Origin of the sequence: Micromonospora sp. URMC 105 (assembly GCF_051386295.1) — a bacterium.
GTDB lineage: Bacteria > Actinomycetota > Actinomycetes > Mycobacteriales > Micromonosporaceae > Micromonospora.
In genome coordinates this window covers 19235-36598 of record NZ_JBPQTL010000011.1, presented here as the reverse complement: position 1 = coordinate 36598, position 17364 = coordinate 19235, and the positions used below count along the sequence as shown (strand labels likewise).

The 17364-nt window shown below is 68.3% G+C and carries 7 protein-coding genes; 2 read left to right on the top strand and 5 right to left on the bottom strand.

Translation table 11 applies throughout. The features are described 5' to 3' along the window. Nucleotides 1-299: 299 nt before the first annotated feature. From ACSNN7_RS06290 to ACSNN7_RS06275, 4 genes are all read right to left on the bottom strand, one after another. Complete coding sequence (locus ACSNN7_RS06290; protein WP_436679686.1) at nucleotides 300-4217, bottom strand: Eco57I restriction-modification methylase domain-containing protein; 3918 nt, start codon at nucleotides 4215-4217, stop codon at nucleotides 300-302. Continuing rightward, nucleotides 4217-7150, bottom strand: a complete 2934-nt coding sequence (locus ACSNN7_RS06285) for a helicase-related protein (protein ID WP_436679685.1) — start codon at nucleotides 7148-7150, stop codon at nucleotides 4217-4219. The genes ACSNN7_RS06290 and ACSNN7_RS06285 overlap by 1 nt, the downstream gene beginning before the upstream one ends. 47 nt (nucleotides 7151-7197) lie before the next feature. Further along, on the bottom strand, nucleotides 7198-13440 hold the full coding sequence (locus tag ACSNN7_RS06280) for a protein kinase domain-containing protein (protein ID WP_436679684.1): 6243 nt from the start codon (nucleotides 13438-13440) through the stop codon (nucleotides 7198-7200). 337 nt (nucleotides 13441-13777) lie between these two features. Continuing rightward, nucleotides 13778-15685, bottom strand: a complete 1908-nt coding sequence (locus ACSNN7_RS06275; protein ID WP_436679683.1) for an N-6 DNA methylase — start codon at nucleotides 15683-15685, stop codon at nucleotides 13778-13780. Between the two features lie 99 nt (nucleotides 15686-15784). On the opposite strand from ACSNN7_RS06275, the gene ACSNN7_RS06270 reads away from it, so the two are divergent. Further along, complete coding sequence (locus ACSNN7_RS06270) at nucleotides 15785-16309, top strand: DUF4352 domain-containing protein (RefSeq protein ID WP_436679682.1); 525 nt, start codon at nucleotides 15785-15787, stop codon at nucleotides 16307-16309. 241 nt (nucleotides 16310-16550) lie between these two features. Here ACSNN7_RS06270 and ACSNN7_RS06265 read toward each other — a convergent pair whose 3' ends face one another. Beyond that, nucleotides 16551-16811 carry a hypothetical protein gene (locus ACSNN7_RS06265; RefSeq protein WP_436679681.1) on the bottom strand — a complete coding sequence of 87 codons (261 nt, stop codon included), beginning with the start codon at nucleotides 16809-16811 and terminating at the stop codon, nucleotides 16551-16553. A 16-nt stretch (nucleotides 16812-16827) separates the two neighbouring features. Between ACSNN7_RS06265 and ACSNN7_RS06260 the strand changes: the two genes are divergently transcribed. Next, nucleotides 16828-17310 carry a hypothetical protein gene (locus ACSNN7_RS06260; protein WP_436679680.1) on the top strand — a complete coding sequence of 161 codons (483 nt, stop codon included), beginning with the start codon at nucleotides 16828-16830 and terminating at the stop codon, nucleotides 17308-17310. Nucleotides 17311-17364 lie beyond the last annotated feature (54 nt).

Below are 17364 nucleotides of genomic sequence, written 5' to 3'. Positions count from 1 at the left end.
TCCGGCCGGACCCGGACGATCCGGAGTCGGAGCGGACCGTCCGCGTACCGGTAGTCGGACTCCGCGAGCTGGACCACGTCCCCGGCGGCCCGTACGGCGGGCGTTGGACTCCATCATCGAGCTTGGCGAACTGGTCGGCCGTATGGGCATCGGCGTCTTTGTCGCGGAGACTACCGAACAACGCTGATAGCTCACGGGCCGGCCGGTCGAGCCGCAGTACGAGGGACGCTTGAAGGCGGCGACCGGTTACGGCGGTAAACGGCATGGCCGCCAAGTACGGGGCGACCATGCCGTTTACGTCACTCTTTATCGAAGGCACGAAGCACGAGGGTGCGAGTGCGATAGTCGCCGTACCTCCGCCGTTCCTTGCGTTCAAGAGTAGGGAAAGTAGTCAGGATGTACTCAAGCTGCTTACGGTCGAGGTTGAAGAGCTGCTTCGCCACCACGGCGTCGATCTCGGCTTGCGCCTCGGCACGAGCGAGCTCAGTCACAAAAGCTTCGGCAGAGACGTGTCCCTCTGGGACAAATGACGTCCAGCCGAACTCTGTCATTCGGTTCCAGAAAGGCGTCATCTCTGGACTCGTGCACGTAAGGCGAAGGACCAGAGGCGCGAGGCGTTCGAGCACCGAGTCGCCGGGGCGAACACGTGGAAATGGAAGACTGTCCACCACTCCCAACTGCATATGGAGCGTAACCTTTTTGCGAGCAAGGAAGTCTACGCAGATGGAGTTCGCCGCGGCCAACCAAAGAGTATATGCCCACTCGAAATTCTCGCCAAAATCTATCGTCGGCACAGAGTGACCGCAAATGACGTTGGGAGGAATCAATGCTGCCATTAGCGAGCGCTCATTCCGCGGCGATGCCACGTCACAGAAGCCGATACGGAACCGGTTGATCCTTCCCTTCACCTTGTTGGGGATGTTCCGCTGGGGCACCACCCACTGGGGAACAATAGCCTTTTCCGGTGAGCCGAACTTCAGCTCATCCCACACCGCCGACCGACCCCTGCCGGAAACATATGCCTTCGCCCGATGGTCGTACTGCCCTACCATCCTCCCTTCATACAGAGGAAGGCCGGGCTCCTCGTCAGTGTAGCGATCGCGATCGGTTCCCATATCGATCTCACGCTGGTACACCCTCTTGGGGTATCCCGCTGAAGTCGTCGAAAACGCTGGCCACTGACGGTAGAGATGGTCGGTCACCTCTGAATCGGTGCCACCCAGCGTATCGCTGATGGCTAGGGCATCCGGAGACTGGCTGCGCACTACATCGACCGCCAAGCTCGGCGAGTTCCTCAGCACCGAAGCCAGGTCCGACGGGTTCTTAATCTGGAATCCCACATTGAACTCTTGGGTCGTCCCAGAGCGACGGGCCGAATACGCGCTGAAGCTCATGTCGCCGTGGGCTCCGTCGAACCACTCCTCGCCGGTGTTAATGAACCCCAGCATGAGCTTCAGATCCCAGTGACCGAAGAGTTCGGCACGGATGGCCTGAGCGTTCGCGCCGTTGTAAATCCCTGATGGCGTGACTTGCGCGATCGTACCCCCCGTCCCAGTCACGGTCATCGCGGTCTCCACGAACATCCGGTAGACGTTGAAGTCGCCCTTCCCGAGATTCCCCTGAGAGAACAAGCGGTATCGGCCGCTCCGCTTAAGGAAATGGACCAGGGCGTATAGGTCACGCCGGGACAACTCCCATCGATCCCGGATCGCCGGGCTCTCCAACAGATACGCAATCGCCGTCTGGCGCGCCTCCTTCCTCATTGCGCGTACATCCGGATTGTAGGTGGAAAAGAATTCTTTCTCATCGGGGCTGAGCGTGTCCCATGGCGGGTTTCCGAGCACGCATGAGAAGCCCCCTGTCCACCCGGCTTCGCCGGTGACGGCCCGATCGATCTTATCGGGGACCTGAAAAACCTCCGGGAACTCGAGGTGCCAGTGAAAGAAACTGTATCTGCCAGCGAGTTCCATAATTTCTTGACGCGTCTCTGCCGAGGCACCAGCGCCATCCTGGTCGATGAGCGCTCGGAAGACTTCCTGCGTCACCGGTCGTGGCGACCCCGCCGTCTTTTTCCAGAAGAATGACGAACACCAAGCATCCGCAACGTGTACGGCGTGGAGGTAGGACGGACTGTTCTGCCACTCTTGAAAGGCCGCGGACTGCTCACGCACGTCCCTCAGGGTGTCGGTCTTCCGCATGGTAATGCGGTGCAACTCGTCAGCGAAGAAGGAATTGGAGACCGGAATTTCACGTTCATTATCGGCGAGGAACAGGCCTACCTGCCCTTCGTGTTCCTTCTTGTTGACTCCTCTCAGGTCTCTGACAGTGCTCTCGTCATCCCCCTCGACGCAGGTGAAGGCATCTGTGGGGATGCCCCGGGCAAGGAGAGCGGGCGTCACGCCGACCAGTGCATTCCCCTGCTTGATGTGTGCATCAAGGAAGCCGAGAGGCTTACCGGGTTCCAGAGCCTCCAGCCATAGGGAGACCTTAGCCAGCTCTACCGCCATCGGATTTATATCCACACCGTAAATGCAGTGGGTCACCACGTCCCACATCGCGCTGCGGACCGCATCAGGGGTTGGTTCGACGGTGCCTTCTCGTACCGCCGCGATGCGCTTCGCGATGCGGCGGGCTGCGGCCACAAGGAAATGGCCCGACCCACAGGCGGGATCACAAACAGAGACCCTCAGCAGTTCGTCCACGATGCTAGCTGTATGGCTAGCTGGGTCCGAGGTTGCAGGACGATCCCCTCCCCTCTTCACGGCATCGTCGAGGACAGGGTCGAGCGTAGAGTCCAGCAGGCATTCGATAATGGCGGAATGGGTATAGAAGGATCCTGTCGTCTTTCGCGCATTGCCGCCGACTTGCACCATCTCAGCGGAACGCAGATCCGCTGACGGAGTCAGGCGGAGTTCGAGGAGGAACTCGTAGATTGATCCAAGTTCCTCCGCACCTAGGTTCCGGTAATCGATGGTGCGGTAGCGGCTGGAAGCCTTGTCCTTGACTTGGCACAACTGCCGCACTGCAGACAGAAGGGCTTCGTTGGAAAGTGAGAGGCCGGACAGGACGCGATCCGCTTCGGTCTCCTCGAAGATGCCGCCGAGCGCCGGCAAGCCCAGTTCTGGTCGCCCCTCTTCTCTAGCCAAGCTGTGGAGCACAAGCCTGAGCGCTTGATAAAGATCCGAGTGCGTGCTACCACGACGGCGCCGGGCTACGCGTCGGAGCCTGGCCGTCGAGAAGTAACGCCTGTAGCGCTCCCGTGCTTCTGGCCCAGCGTCGGGCGCATGCAAGATGCCTCTGTCTTCGGCGACAAAGACGAAGAGCAATCGATAGACGAAGCGCATCAGCGCGTGCTGTAGTTCCTCCGCATCCAGGCCCTCCCGGAGCCGCCCGTTCGCGGGGTGCTGTAAGAATCCGGTCCCGAGGGCCGCCAACGCCTCCTGTACGCCGGAGCGAATCTGCTTGAGTGCTCGAATGCCCGTCTGGATGGCGTCGGTACGCCACTGCTCCAGCCAGCAGGTCGAGGCTGCAGCGCCCTCCGCGATCTCGAAGCGAGAGACGTGCAGCAGCCGATACAGCAGCACGAACTCGCTGAACAGCTCGCCATCGAAGATCGCCTCCAGGTCGAACTCGACGTACGCGGCGGTGGCGAGCGCGCTGGAGTCGCGCAGCAGCCGCAGCTGTCGGCCGTTGGTCAGCACACCCCACAGGTGCGCCTCGGACCGGTTCAGCAGCTCCTGCACCAGCGACTGCGGCGGCACACTGCCCGCGCCGGCGGGCCGCTTGTCCAGCGCCGCGTTCCACGGTGCCAGGTGGATCGGCACGTGGTTCCAGCGATGGCTGATCGCAAACGTCTTGGCACCGTCGTCAGACGTGATGCCAGCGGAGCCGAGCGCGGTTAGCGGACCGAAGCCGAGCCCCTCACCGAAGAGTGGCCCCAGCCATTGCGCCACCGCCAAGCCGGTCGGATCGGCGGGGGCCTCGGCCTCCGGGGCGACGGGGAGCTGGTCGCGCAGCTCCTTCCAGACCGACTTGAGGTAGTCCCAGCGCCGCTCGGCGTCGTCGCGGACCGACCGCGAGCCGACCACCCGGTAGTCAGCGGGCTTGTTGCCGCTGACGTCTTTGCCCTCGGCGATCCGGACCAGCATGTCGGCGGGGATCAGCCCGCCGATCGTGTGGACGGCGGAGAAGACCTGGTTGCGGGCGGTGGCGGACATCAGGCGTTGCCTCCGGCGGCAGGGGTGGAAGCGGGCAGGTAGACGTACGCGCCGAGGATGTCGGCGGGCTTCTGCGCGGTGACGGTCAAACCGCGGACGATCTCGCCGGCGGCGCTGCGCACCCGGCGGTGCGAGGCGAGCAGTTCGGCGGCCAGCTCCTCGCCGTACGCCTCAAGGTGGTCGGTGACCTCGGACAGCCCGTCGAGGATCCGGCTCATCGTGCGCTCGCCGAAGTCCGGGTCGGTGTTCTCGTCGGCGGTCGCGTCGAGCAGCTTCAGCGCGTCCTCGGTGGGCAGCCAGGTGGCGTTGGCGGGTGCGCCGGCGAAGGCGAGCAGCCGGGCGTCCTCGGCGACGAGCTGCCGGGTTCCGGTCCGGGACGGCAGGGTGAGGTGGAAGCGGTAGCGGACCAGCAGCAGCGTGGTCCGGCCGGTGACCGCCCCGGTCCGGATGACGCCGCAGCGGCGGGCCGGGCGCGGGCCGCTGACCTGGCCGTCCAGGGCGGCGTTGAGGACGTACCCGGCGAGGGCCGCCACCGCCGGGTCGGTGCGGACCAGGGCGGCTTCGCCGCGGGCCACGGCCGCCGTGGCCCGGAACGGGACCAGGCGGCCCGCCTCGACGGCATCGCCGCCGAGCATCGGGGCGAGCGCATCACGGAGCCCGGCCGGCGTGCCGCTCACGTCGGCGGTGAAGTCACCGGAACCGCCCGCCTCGTCGCGCAGCACGCCGTCGAGCGCGCGGAGCGACTGGCGTGCGAAATCGCGGATCTCGGCGGCGCGGCCGAGCGTGTCGCGGATCGCGGCGACCTCCCGGGCCACCTCGTCCGGTCGAATGGTCTGCTGGGCGAACCGAGAGCGGGACGTCTTTTCCTTCTCGGCCGCGGACTGCCACTCGGTCGCCAGGGCGGCGGCCTTCTTGTCGATGGCGCGGTACTCCTCGGCATCGAAGAGGCTGCCCTGTTCCTGCTCCTGCCCGCGCAGTAGCAGCCACTCCACGATGGCGTCGGTCACACCCTGCGAGGCGGCGTCCGGGACGGAGACAGAGACGCCGAGGTCCTTGCGAATCTGCCGGTGCTTCTTGATGAGGACGTCGAGCACCTTGCCATCGATGCCGTTGTCGCTGCCCCAGAGGGTGATGACCCGGACCACGTCCCGCTTTTGGCCGTACCGGTCGACCCGGCCCTCCCGCTGGTCGTGCCGAGTGGGGTTCCAGGCGAGGTCGTAGTGCACCACGGCGTCGAAGTGATGCTGGAGGTTGACGCCCTCGGAGAGGCAGTCGGTGGCAATCAGGACGCGGCGCGCGGCGGGGTCGTCGCCGGCCGCCTCGGCGAGTTCCTCGATGCGCTGCAGGCGCTGCTGCGGGGAGAGCGCGCCGGTGACCGCCCGCACCACCGTCTTCTTACCGAGCGCGCCCTCCAGGTGCTCCGCGACGTACTCCGCGGTGGGGATGTAGCGGCAGAAGACGATCGGGTGGTAGCCCTCCTTGAGCAGACCCTTGAGGTGCTTGATCAGCGCTGCCAACTTCATGTCGCCGGCCGGGCCTTCCAGCTCGGCCGCCCGATCGGCCAGTTCGGCAAGTCGCGCGCCCGCGTCGACTTCCACGCTCCCGGCCTCCGCGCCGGGGGCGACATCCAGCCCTTCCAGGGCGTCGGTGTCGGAGAAGTCGCTGGTCAGCGGGGCGCCGAGCCGGTCGGCCTCCTCGGCGGTGACCGCGGTCGCGGTCGCCGAGCGGGTCCGCAGGGTCTGCGCGGCGGCGCGCGGCGAGGAGACCAGGGACCGCAGCAGGGCAATCGCCGACCACCACGCGATCCGGGCCTCCCGCCGGCCCCGGCTGTCCGCGGCGCTCACCCGCTCGCTGGCGTATGCGATGGCGTCGTTCAGCAGCGCCCGGTAGGCCGGGGATAGCTTGTACGTCTCGTCCTTGAAGTGCCGGTCGGACGGGAACGCCGTCTCCTCGGCGAGGCTGTCGTCGGCCAGGCCGTCTTCCCTGGTGAGGTACTGGCGCACGTCGGCGCGCTTGCGGTGCACGAAATGCTGGGCGAGCATCCGCCGGCCCGCCTCCGAGCCGAGGTCGACGGTGGCGAGTTCCGGCCGGACCAGGCCGAGCAGGTTGCGGAAGGCGCTCTCCTTACCGCTGTGCGGGGTCGCAGTCACCAGCAGCAGGTGCCGCTCGGTGTCGGCGGCGACGCGCTGCAGCAGTTCGAACCGGAGCTGGTTCTGGGACGACGTGTTGTCGTCAGCAGCGACGCAGGTGTGCGCCTCGTCGACGATCACCAAGTCCGGGCAGTGGCGGACGAAGTCGTCACGGTGCCGGGTGGACTTGATGAAGTCCATGGAGACGATCACGTGCGGATGCTTGTCGAACAGCGACTGCCCCAGGTCCAGCCCGCGCTCCAGCTTGGACACCGTGGAGGCCAGGACCAGTTCGGCGTCGATGCCGAACTTGGTGCGTAGCTCCGCCTGCCACTGCTCGGCCAGGGCCGGCGAGCAGAGCACGGCGAGCTTACTCGCGCTCCCCTGCGCCAACAGTTCACTGGCGATCAGGCCGGCCTCGACGGTCTTGCCGATACCAACGTCGTCGGAGATCAGCAGCCGCACCGTCTTCTGCCGCAGCGCCATCAGCAGCGGCACGAGCTGGTAGGCGCGCGGCTCGACGGCGATCCCGGCGAGCGAGCGGAACGGGCCGGCGCCGGAGCGGAAGCCGATGCGCAGCGCGGAGCGGAGCAGGCTGGCCGCGTACGCGTCGCCGAGGTCGGAGGGCGTGGGCGGAGCGAACTCGGCGCTCGTCACCTGCTCGAAGGCGGGGAAGACGGCGGCGATGTCGTCGTCGGCGCCGCCCAGCGGTCGCAGGACCAGCATGTCGGGGGCGCTCTCGGGCAGCACGACCCAGTCGCGGCCCCGGGCGGAGACCAGCGTTCCGGCGCTGAAGGTGGTCATGAAGTGGGTTCCTTGCGTCGTCGTCGTGGTGAGTGGCGGTCGGGTGGTCAGGCGCTGGCGCCGGTACCGAAGTAGCGCTTGTTCTTGGCGGCGATCGCGGACCAGTCGGCGTCGTACGGGAACCGCACCACGTCCCAGCCCATGTCGAACAGGCGCTCCTCCGCCTCGCGGTCGCGATCGGCGACCGACTCGTGCTCGTGAACCGGACCGTCGACGAACACGGCCACATTCGCCCCGGGCAGGCGGTAGACGTAGTCGGGACGGGCCAGCGCCTCGGTGATGAAGACCTGCGCGTCGTCCGGCAGCCGCAGGCCGCGCTCCTTCAACCAGGCGACCAACTTTCCCTCCAGCTTGGTGTCGGACTGAGCGGTGAGGCGCGCCAGCTGCTCCGTCCGGGACTCACCCTCCCCGGTCGTCCGCGCCGCCGCACCGGCGAAGCGCAGCAGCAGGTCGCGGACCAGGTGCCGGTTGATCGAGTGGTGGTTGAGCTGGTTGCCGTACGTCAGCAGGCACTCGTAGCAACCCCAGGCGCAGGGCCGGTCCGGGTGCGGACCGCCCCGGTCGGTGCCGTCCGCGTCGAAGTGGCAGATGTCAAGCGCCGTGGCAGCGGCGCGGGCCAGCGCCGCCGGATCGGATTGCATGAGCCGGAGCACACCGGCGCCGCCCTCCGCCGCCTCGGTGAAAAGCATCCGGTCGCGGAGCCCGTCGTCCGGCGGGAGCAGCTCGGTGGTGAGTTCCGAATCCTCCAGTTCGAAGGCGGCTTCGATGCCGCGTTCGAGCGCGTACATCAGGGTGAGCGCGACGTCGTGTTCCAGCGGCTCGTCGAGCTTGAGAACGAGGATGTTCCGGCGGTCCTCGACGTACGGGATGACGCGCTTCTTGCGGCGCTTCTCGTTGCCGTCGGCGTCGACCACCGGCATCTCGCTGGAGTCGCCGGACGCCTCACCGGCGTCGCGTTCGTTCATCCACCGCCCGTCCGCCGGGTCGAGCCAGAAGCCGTCGGGCTCGTCCTGCTTGGCGCGGACCCGTCCGATGTTGGTGATGCGCACGGTCGCCGAGTCGCCGTAGGAGAGCGTGGCGATCCGATCGTCCCCGTCCGAGACGAGCGCGTCCTGCCGGCCCGGTCGGGCACCGTGGTCCTGGAAGCGGTAGGACGTGACGAGGCGGAAGCCCGCGCGGCGCCGCTCTTCCTCGTCGGAGGAGATCCGTTCCCGCCGCCTCGTGTAGACGGTGTGCAGGTGCAGCAGCCCGTAGGTGGTGTCGCCCAGCTTCTCGTTGCACATCTCGCAGCGGACCGCGCCACCGCGGATGTCGTGGTGGTACCCGCAACTGGTGCACCGCCGGGCCTCGCTCGTCACCACCTCGCCGGCCGCATCCGGCGGCAACTGGATGCGGGTGACCTGGTAGCGGGCGCCTTCGTGATAGATGAGCGCGCCCGGCCCGAACTCCCGGATGGCGAGGAAGCGGGGACGCTGCAGGTAGTCACCCTCACCGGATCGACGGCCGGTGGTGGGCACGTACGCGGCCAGCGGGAGGCGCGGGAACGAGTAGCCCGGCAGGAAACCCTCGCTGGCCAGGTAGCGGTAGGGGTTGAAGTCCGAGAGCACGGACCTGCTCTCCACCGTCTCGTTCTTCAGCAGGTTGAGCTGCGTCTCGGCCTCCTTCCGGCGGCCGACGGCGATCCTCCGGTCCCGCTCGGAGAGAGTGTGGTCCAGGACCCGGCGGTTCTGCTCGGCCTGGTCGACGAGCGCCGCCCGGAACAGGTCCCGCCAGCGATCGAAAGCGCGGTCGAATCGCTCCGGCGTGGTCCGGACCGTGTCCTCGATCCACCGGTCGTCCCACCACGTCGACTTCTCGAAGTCGGGCAGCAGACCGGCGAACACCGTGCGGGCCGCGTCCGCGGCCCGCCCCTGCGCGTGCGTGTCCCGCAGCGCTGCGGCGATGTGCTCGTGCAAGGCCAAGGCAGGGTTGGGCCGGCGGCTGTCCTCCAGGTAACTGATGTCGATCGTCTCGGGGATGGCTCTGCCCAGCTTGAGTCCCGCCTCCGCCAACCAGACGGCGTGCACGTGCGAGCGCACCAGGTCCTCGTTGGCCAGGTCCAGCCGGGGCGGAGCCACCGCCCCGGCCACCATCCGGTCGGAGCGCCGGAAGTAATACTGGTCGTGGCTGTTGCCGGTGGCGCAGTACGTAGTGACCAGGGCCGGCTGCCCCGACCGTCCGGCGCGGCCACTGCGCTGCGCATAGTTCGCCGGGGTCGGCGGAACGTTGCGCATCATGACGGCGTTCAGCTCGGAGATGTCGACGCCGAGTTCCATCGTCGGGGAGCAGTAGAGCAGCTTCAGCTCCGCCTTACGGAACGCCTCCTCTCGCCGCTCCCGCTCGACCGGGTCGACCTGCGCGGTGTGCTCCCGCGCCGTCAGGCCGGCGAGGGTGCCGGCCGCGGTCTTGTACAGGTCGCGGAAGAACGTGTTGACCCGGGGGCCGTCGCCGCTGGCGTACGTCCGGGTCAGCGGGTCGTGGCTGCCGGTCTGACCCGATCCGGCACGCCAGATGAGCGCGGCTGCCGAGACCTGGTAGCCGGTGGCGGGGATGCCGACCGGACGCCGGTAGCGGCCCGCGCGTTCGGGCACCTGAGTGACCTCGGTGACCTGGCCGCCCCGCTTGAGCACCTGCAGCAGGTCCGCGATCAACTCCTGGGCATCGCTCCACGACAGCTCAGGGAAATGCACCCTGCGCAGGTACTTCCCGACCTTCCCGCGGCCGGAGAGGAACAAGTTCGACCGGTCCAGGCCCCGCCCGGACGGTTGGGGATAGGCCGCTCCGACCTTGGGCTTGTCGCTGGCGGAGAGCACCCAGGGGTCGATGAGGCGTTCCTCACTGGCCCGCTGGAGGGAGTCGAAGTCGTCGCGGAAGTACTGCACGTCGATCGCCAGGGCGCGACGCATCTCGTCCAGCAGCACCCGCATGATCTTGACCCGCTCGTCGGGCTCCGCCTCACGGAGCTTCTCGTGGGTCGCGGACCAACGGTCCTGCTTCTCGGCGAGCCAGGTGAGATCCTGGTAGTCAATCTTCAACAGACCGGTCTGCTCCAGGTTGGGCATGGTGATGCGCCAGCCGCGCTCCAGATCGAGATACAGGCGGAACGCAATGACGTCCCGGAGCGTCTTCGCCGCCATGCTGGCCATCGCCGGCGGGAGATCGGCCTCCCGCGCGTAGTCGGCGAGGCTCAATCCGAGGGCAGCGCTGACCTGCGTGGCGAGATCCTCGTGGGTGATGCCCTCGTCGCCCGCTTCGACCACCGCTCGGTAGAGGGCACCGCGAAGCTGCGTGACCTGGACGAAGTCGTTGAAGTGACCGGCCTGCAGCGAGGCGTCCTGCCGGTTGTCCACGAAGGTGAGCAGCTTGCGGGCCTTGTTGTTCAGCGCCTCCGGTGGCGCTTGCATCAGCGACCGGACGATCGACGCCGACACCAGCGAGGTCGCCGAGGAGCGGCCCTCCTGGTCGAGCGTCGCGAGCTTGGCGAAATCCTTCCCCCGGGTCTGCTCATAGCTCACGCCGCAGTGCAGGCAGAAAAGGAACGGAGAGGGGATGAAGGTCGCCTTGAGGTCACCGTGGCCTTCCCAACCCTGTGGGTTGACGGTGATCGCTTGCGGGAGCCGCTGTCGATAGGAGCTACGGACCACCTCCCGTCCGCCGGCGTCGACCTCCAGCCACGACTCCGGGATGCGGCGGGCCTCGATCGCCTCCTCCTCGTTGGCAGGCCAGGGCCGGTCGGAGTCGATGTACAGGTAGCCGTCGCCGGCCCGGCCGCCGGTAGCGGCGGTATCCCGGCGGGGTGCGTAGACAACCTTCCCGTCCTTGTCGGACCGCCACACGGTCAGGTACTCCTGACCGCACTCGCGGCAGAAGGCCAGCGGCAGGAGGATCTTCTCGTCCGAGCCCGGTAGGACGAGCTGGTACTCACGGGTGAGGTGCCGGGTGAGTTCGTCCTCGAGGGTGACGTAGACCGTGTCGCCCTTGGAGAGGAACTGGTGGAGGCGGAAGGCGAACAGCGGACGCTCAGTGATCGGGTGCCGCGCTTCGGACCCGGCCTTGAGCGTCGCCCGGATGGCTTCTCCGCACTCCGCAGGGGTCAGGCCGCTCTCCCGCGCCAACTCCTGCGCGGCGTCCTCGATCTTGGCCGGCTTCTGCCGCACCAGTTGTCCCGTGACGGGATCGGTGGCGAGCCCGAAGCGGGTCTCGATCCAGCGGGCCAGCGGATCGTTCACCAGGTCGGCGTAGGCCCGGGGCGCGCCGGGCGCCCTCAGCCTCTCCGCCGGCACAGTGTCGGGCGCCTCCGCCGTCGCCCGGATCAGGGTCTCCCCGATCACGTTCTGGCTGCTGACCGCGTTACCGAACAGAGTGGTGGCGACACGCGCCACCGCTGCCCGCTGGTCCTCCAGGGTGCCCTCCGACGACATGGTGGCGGAGGTGCCGATGCACTGCAACTCAGCCGCCTGACAGGCTTCGCGGACCCGACGGATCAGCAGGGCCACGTCGGCGCCCTGGCGACCACGGTAGGTGTGCAGTTCGTCGAAGACGAGGAACTCCAGGCCCCGGGCCATCTTGATCAGCGACCGTCGGTCGTCCGGCCGGGTCAGCATCAGCTCGAGCATCACGTAGTTGGTGAGCAGGATGTCCGGCGGGTTGTCGCGGATCTCCTTGCGCCGCTCGTCGCTCTCCTGCCCGGTGTACCGGGCGTAAGTCACGGGCTCGCGGCCCGCCCCGTAGCCGTCGCAGAGGTACTTGTCGAGCTCCTTGAGCTGGCTGTTGGCCAGCGCGTTCATCGGGTAGACGATGATCGCGCGGACGCGCTTCGACGCCTTCGCGCCCTCCTGCTGCCGGGTCCTGAGCACCTTGTCGACGATCGGGACGATGTAGGAGAGGGACTTGCCGGACCCGGTACCGGTGGTGAGCACGTACGAGGCGCCCGACTGCGCCTTGTCAATCGCCTCACGCTGGTGCCGGTGCAGGGTGAGCGGTCGTCCGTCGCAGTCCCTGCCGCCCTCGGTCTTGTTCGCCTGGAAGATGCGCGCGCACTCCGGGTGCAGCACACCTGCGTTGACGAGTTCGAGCATGCTGCCGCCGGAGGCGAAAAACGGGTTCAGCGACAGCCAGGGGTCAGGCCACTGCGACTTCGCGTCGAGGTCGTCCTCGACGAAGTCCGCGATCCGGTCGTCACGAATGGTGGTGCCGCCTTCGGTGAAGGCGCGGTAGTCGCTGATGAGCTGCCGGTGCACCTCGAAGACGTCCATGCCCGGCGCCGGGCGTGAAAGCGGTGCAGAAGCCGGACGCGCCGGACGGATGGCCGGAGCACCCAGGGTGTAGGCGGTGCGGCGGAAATGGCCCACCGGGTTGAAGTCGTCCCAGCCGGGGACCTTGTCCTCCCCCTGCACCAGGGGCAACAGCACCTCGCGGACGGCGACCGCATCCTCCGGTCGCTCCGTGGGGTCCTTGGCAAGCAGCCGCTCGATGAGTCGCTCCAGATTCCGAGGCACGTCCGAGCGCAGGACCCGGACGGGCGGCGGCGGCTCCTCCAGGTGCTTCTGTCCGACCTCGTGGGCCGAGCCGCTCTGGAAGGGCGGCACACCGGTCAGCAGCTCGAACAGCATGCAGCCCAGGGCGTACAGGTCAGCGGCCTGGGTGACCGCCGAGGCCCGGAACTGCTCGGGGGCCATGTAGCGGGCCGTGCCTACCGTGACGCCGGTGCTGGTGAGCTTCTCGGCTTCCTCTGCGTCGGTGATCCGGCCCATGCCGAAGTCCAGGACCTTGACGAGTCCACCACGCAGCAGCATCACGTTGGACGGCTTGAGGTCGCGGTGGATGACACCGGCGCCGTGTGCCGCGGTGAGCGCGTCGGCGATCTGGGCACCCAACGCCGCAGCCCAAGCGATCGGCAGTTGCGGCTGTTCGGAGATCAGATCGCGCAGCGTCTCACCGTCGAGCAACTCCATCGCGATGTACGGAAGACCCGAGTGGTCGACTCCGCCTGCAATCGAACGCGGCAGGTTCGGGTGGGCGAGGCGGCGCATGATGCGGGCCTCACGTTCGAACCGCTGTACCGCCTTGTTGTCGGCGGTCGAGTCGATGATCGCGCCCGAGCGGCTGCGAAGGATCAGCTTGACCGCAACGACGCGGTCCGCCGAGCCTTCCGGCGCCTGCAGGTCCTCCGCCCGGTGGACCTCCCCCATGTTTCCCCTGCCCAGCGCGTTCAGCAGGCGGAACCTGTTCGCCACGCGTTCCACGTTCACGGCCACTCCTACATCCCCCACTAGCCGCCGCTGTGCCTACGTCAGCGTTCCTGTGACACGGTCGAGGTCAGCGCCCGCACGCGCCGTCCAACCTTCTCACCGCGTTTCTTTCGTTTTCCTTAAGGCACGCAGTATGCCTGCTGGTTTGCATCGTTGTAGTCCGCCACACGGCCAAGATGATCAACCCGCATTCCAGCGAAAGCCCGACACACCGGCCAGATCGGTGTCGGACATGCCGCCTGGGTGACGCTGCCAGCCAGGCCGGCGTCATCACCTCGCGGCCGGATCAGCTCCGGGCCGTGCTCGGTGACGGCTGGGAGATGTTGGAAATCTGGCCTCACCGGGTCGCGCCGTCCGGCCGGATCGACCCACGGGCGAGGCCGTCGGCGGTGAGCTGGACCAGCTCCGCCCCCAACGACGCTGCTTGTCGGATTGCCGACTCAAAGGCGTCGAGGCGGCGGAACGCCTCCCCGTGCACCCGTTGCTCGTCCAGCGACAGCCGCCGCACCTGCGCCCGCCGGATGTCGAACCGCAGCGTCCCCGACAGGCTCGACGCCTGCTTCTCGTTGGCCGACGTCCGCAACTGCCCGGCGAGGAACCAGGGATCCAGCGCGGCCGGATTGGGCCGCAGCAGGTACAGGTTGCGCCCCAGCAGCGCCCCCTCGGCGGTGACCACCCGGGCGGTGAGCTGCCGGGCGATCATCGGCACCACCACGTCCCCGACCGCGAGGGGAATCTCCTGGCCGTACCGGTCGTCGATCCGACCCGACGCCTCGTCGCCCGCCAGCACGTCCTGCACGGTGAGGACCGGCGGCCCGTCGGGTGACGGCTCGGACGAACCGGCCCGGACCGGCCCGATCAGCTGGAGCGCACCGGCCCGCGCCAGCTCGCCCACCGTGAGGAACTGCCCCTCCGACTCGTCCGGCGCGGGTGTGACCTGCGGCATCAGCGCCGACAGCTCCCCCACGACGGCGGCCAGCCGCTCCCTGGTCCGTACCAGATGCTCTCCCGACGCCTCGCCCGCGACGGCCGGTTGCCGGCGCGCGGGGGTGAGGTCGACCTCCTCGTCGAGCAGCTCGATGACCGGAACCGCGCGCGCGAACCCGGGCTCCTCGACCTCGGTGTCCGGCGCGGCGGCGAAGGACCGCCACGCCGCCAGCACGCGCGGGGCGGTCTCGGCCAGCTCGCCGCCGGCCGCGTCGACGAGCAGCGCCCGCGCCGGTAGCGGCGCGTCGGTGGCGGTGCGCTGCAGCACCCACAGGTGCAGCGGTACACCGTGCGGCGCGGCCACGCCCGGCGGAAGCGCGATGACGGCGCGCAGATGACCCCGGCGCAGCAGCTCACCGCGGATCCGTTTACCGGCCCGCCGGCTGGCCACGGTCGGCGGCATCAGCAGAACGGCGTGCCCGCCGACCCGGAGGCGGGCGAGCGCGTGCTGCACCCAGGCCAGCTCTGGTTCGGTACGTGGTGTGGTGCCGACGATCCAGCGTGGGTCGTGAACGAGTTCCTCGTCGCCCCAGTTGGTGACACCGAACGGTGGATGGCAGACGACCGCGTCGAAGGCGCGGTCGGGGAAGGCGTCCGCCCGCAACGAGTCCCCGACGACGACCTCTCCCGGCACCTCGCGCAGGGCGAGCCAGAGCCGGGCGAGCGTGCCAAGGTCGGCGTCGAGCTCCTGGCCGTACGCGGCGGTGCAGCCGGCGCGGACGGCGGCCCGCAGGATGGCACCGGACCCGGCGGCGGGGTCGAGGACGGAGCCGCCGCCGACGTCGGCGAGCCCGACCATGAGGTCGGCCAGGTCGTCGGGGGTGGCGAACGGGCGGCCAGGGCCTGGCGCGGAGAACCGTTGCCACAACTCGTCGAACGCGCCCTGCGGGCCCAACTCGTCAGTCAGTGCGTCGACGTCGGGCAACAGGGGCGCCAGGTGCGGATCGGCTCGGCGGGGACGGCCACCGCGCTGGCAGGCCAGCAGCAGGGCACCGACGGCGGCGAGGCCGGCGGCCGGGGATTCGCTGGCTGCGGCGAGGTGCCGCCAGAGCCGGTCGGCGGTGGCGAGCTCGGGGAGCTTGCCCTGCGCGCGCAGCCACTGCTCGACCTGGATCAGGTCGAACTCGGGGCTGGCGGCGGTGCCGCCTACCGGGGCGGGGAAGTCGGGGTGCCGTTTGCGCCAGTTGCTGACCGCGGCGCGACCGACCCCGGCGAGCCGGGCGATCTCCGCTGCCGTGATGGTCGGGGTCTCCTGCACCTCCGAAGTGTGTCACACCTGTCAAGCATCATGCTTGTTGACAGTGTTCACGGATGATGCTCTTATTGACGCCGCAACGTTCACATCAGGAGGAAAACGATGCGCAAGGCCACCACTCTCGCCTTGATCGCCACCGGTCTCGTCGCGCTGGGCTGCGGCTCCGGCGCCACCGAGACGTCCAAGAGCTCCGGCGACGGCGGCAAGGGCGAGGACGCCCCGGCGAAGACTGCGAAGATCGGTCAGCCGGCCCGCGACGGCAAGTTCGAGTTCACGGTGAAGTCCGCCAAGTGCGGCGTCGCCAAGGTCGGCACGGACCTGCTCGGCGAAAAGGCGCAGGGCCAGTTCTGCCTGGTCACTGTCAATGTCAAGAACATCGGCAAGGAAGCGCAGATGTTCGACGGCAGCAGCCAGAAGGCGTACGCGGCCGACGGCACCGAGTACTCCGCCGACGGCGGCGCCGCCATCTACGCCAACAAGAACGCCGAGACGTTCCTCAACGACATCAACCCCGGCAACCAGGTCAGCGGCGTCGTCGTCTTCGACATCCCGAAGAACGTCAAGCTCACCAAGCTCGAGCTGCACGACTCGCCGTTCTCCGGCGGCGTCGACGTCGCGCTCGGCTGACTTTCTCCTTCCACACCGGGGCGGGCACCGATCCGCCCGCCCCGGGATCCCCGGCTGTTCACACGGCCACCTGTTCACAGAGGAGTCCTGCCGTGACCGACCCGACCACCCCGATGCCGGCCGGCGAGCCCGCCGACCCGTCGCAGCCTCCGGTCCCGCCCACTGCCGATCCGACGTCCACCACGCCTGCGGGCGGCATGCTGCTCGGCGCGCCTGTCCCGGCCATGCCTGGCCAGCGGTCTCACGCCCGGGCTTGGGCGGTGGGCGGTATCGCCCTGCTCATCGCCCTTTGCTGCGGCGGTGCCGTCATCGGCGCGGTGAGCAGCGATGACGGGGAACCCTCGCCCGGCGCGAGCGGCCAGGGCTCCAGCAGTCCCACCACCGCCGCCACGACGGCCTCGCCGACCACCGCGGCCCCGACCACGGCGGCTCCGACCAGTGCCCCGCCGACGACGGCGGCTCCGACCACGACCCCGCCGGCGCCCAAGCCCAGGGTGATCAAGGGGCGGGGTGATGACGTGGTGCGGATTCCCGAGCTGACCGATCTGGCCGTCGTAAAGTTCACCTGTCGATGCAGCGGCAACACCGTCCTGCGCAGCGACGGACCCGACGGTCTGCTGGTCAACGAGATCGGCTCGTACAGCGGCAAGCGGTGGATCAACCTCGAGGACGGCGCGCTCACCACTCAGTTCGAGGTCGAGGCGACGGGCAGTTGGACCCTGACCATCGGATCGGTCGACCAGATGGCCACCAAGGCCCTGTCGGGAAAGGCGTCGGGGAAGGGCGACAACGTCATCGTCCTCGGCGGAGACGCCAGCGCGGTGAAGATCACCCACTCCCGGGGCAGCTCCAACTTCGTGGTGCACGCCTACTCCCTGGAAACCGGCGAGGGCGGCCTGCTGGTGAACGAGATCGGGGGTTACTCGGGAGTCCGTCCGCTGTCGGCGCCGGCGCTAGTGCAGGTGACGGCCGACGGCAACTGGACCATCGCGCCCGCTTAATTCGTCCACACCATCAGCTTTGTAGCGCGCAACGAGCTCTTTCCCCCGTTGAGA

Coding starts and splice junctions, on each gene's coding strand:
- ACSNN7_RS06290 (WP_436679686.1), bottom strand. CDS start 4,217: ATGTCCGCCACCGCCCGCAACCAGGTCTTCTCCGCCGTCCACACGATC.
- ACSNN7_RS06285 (WP_436679685.1), bottom strand. CDS start 7,150: ATGACCACCTTCAGCGCCGGAACGCTGGTCTCCGCCCGGGGCCGCGAC.
- ACSNN7_RS06270 (WP_436679682.1), top strand. CDS start 15,785: ATGCGCAAGGCCACCACTCTCGCCTTGATCGCCACCGGTCTCGTCGCG.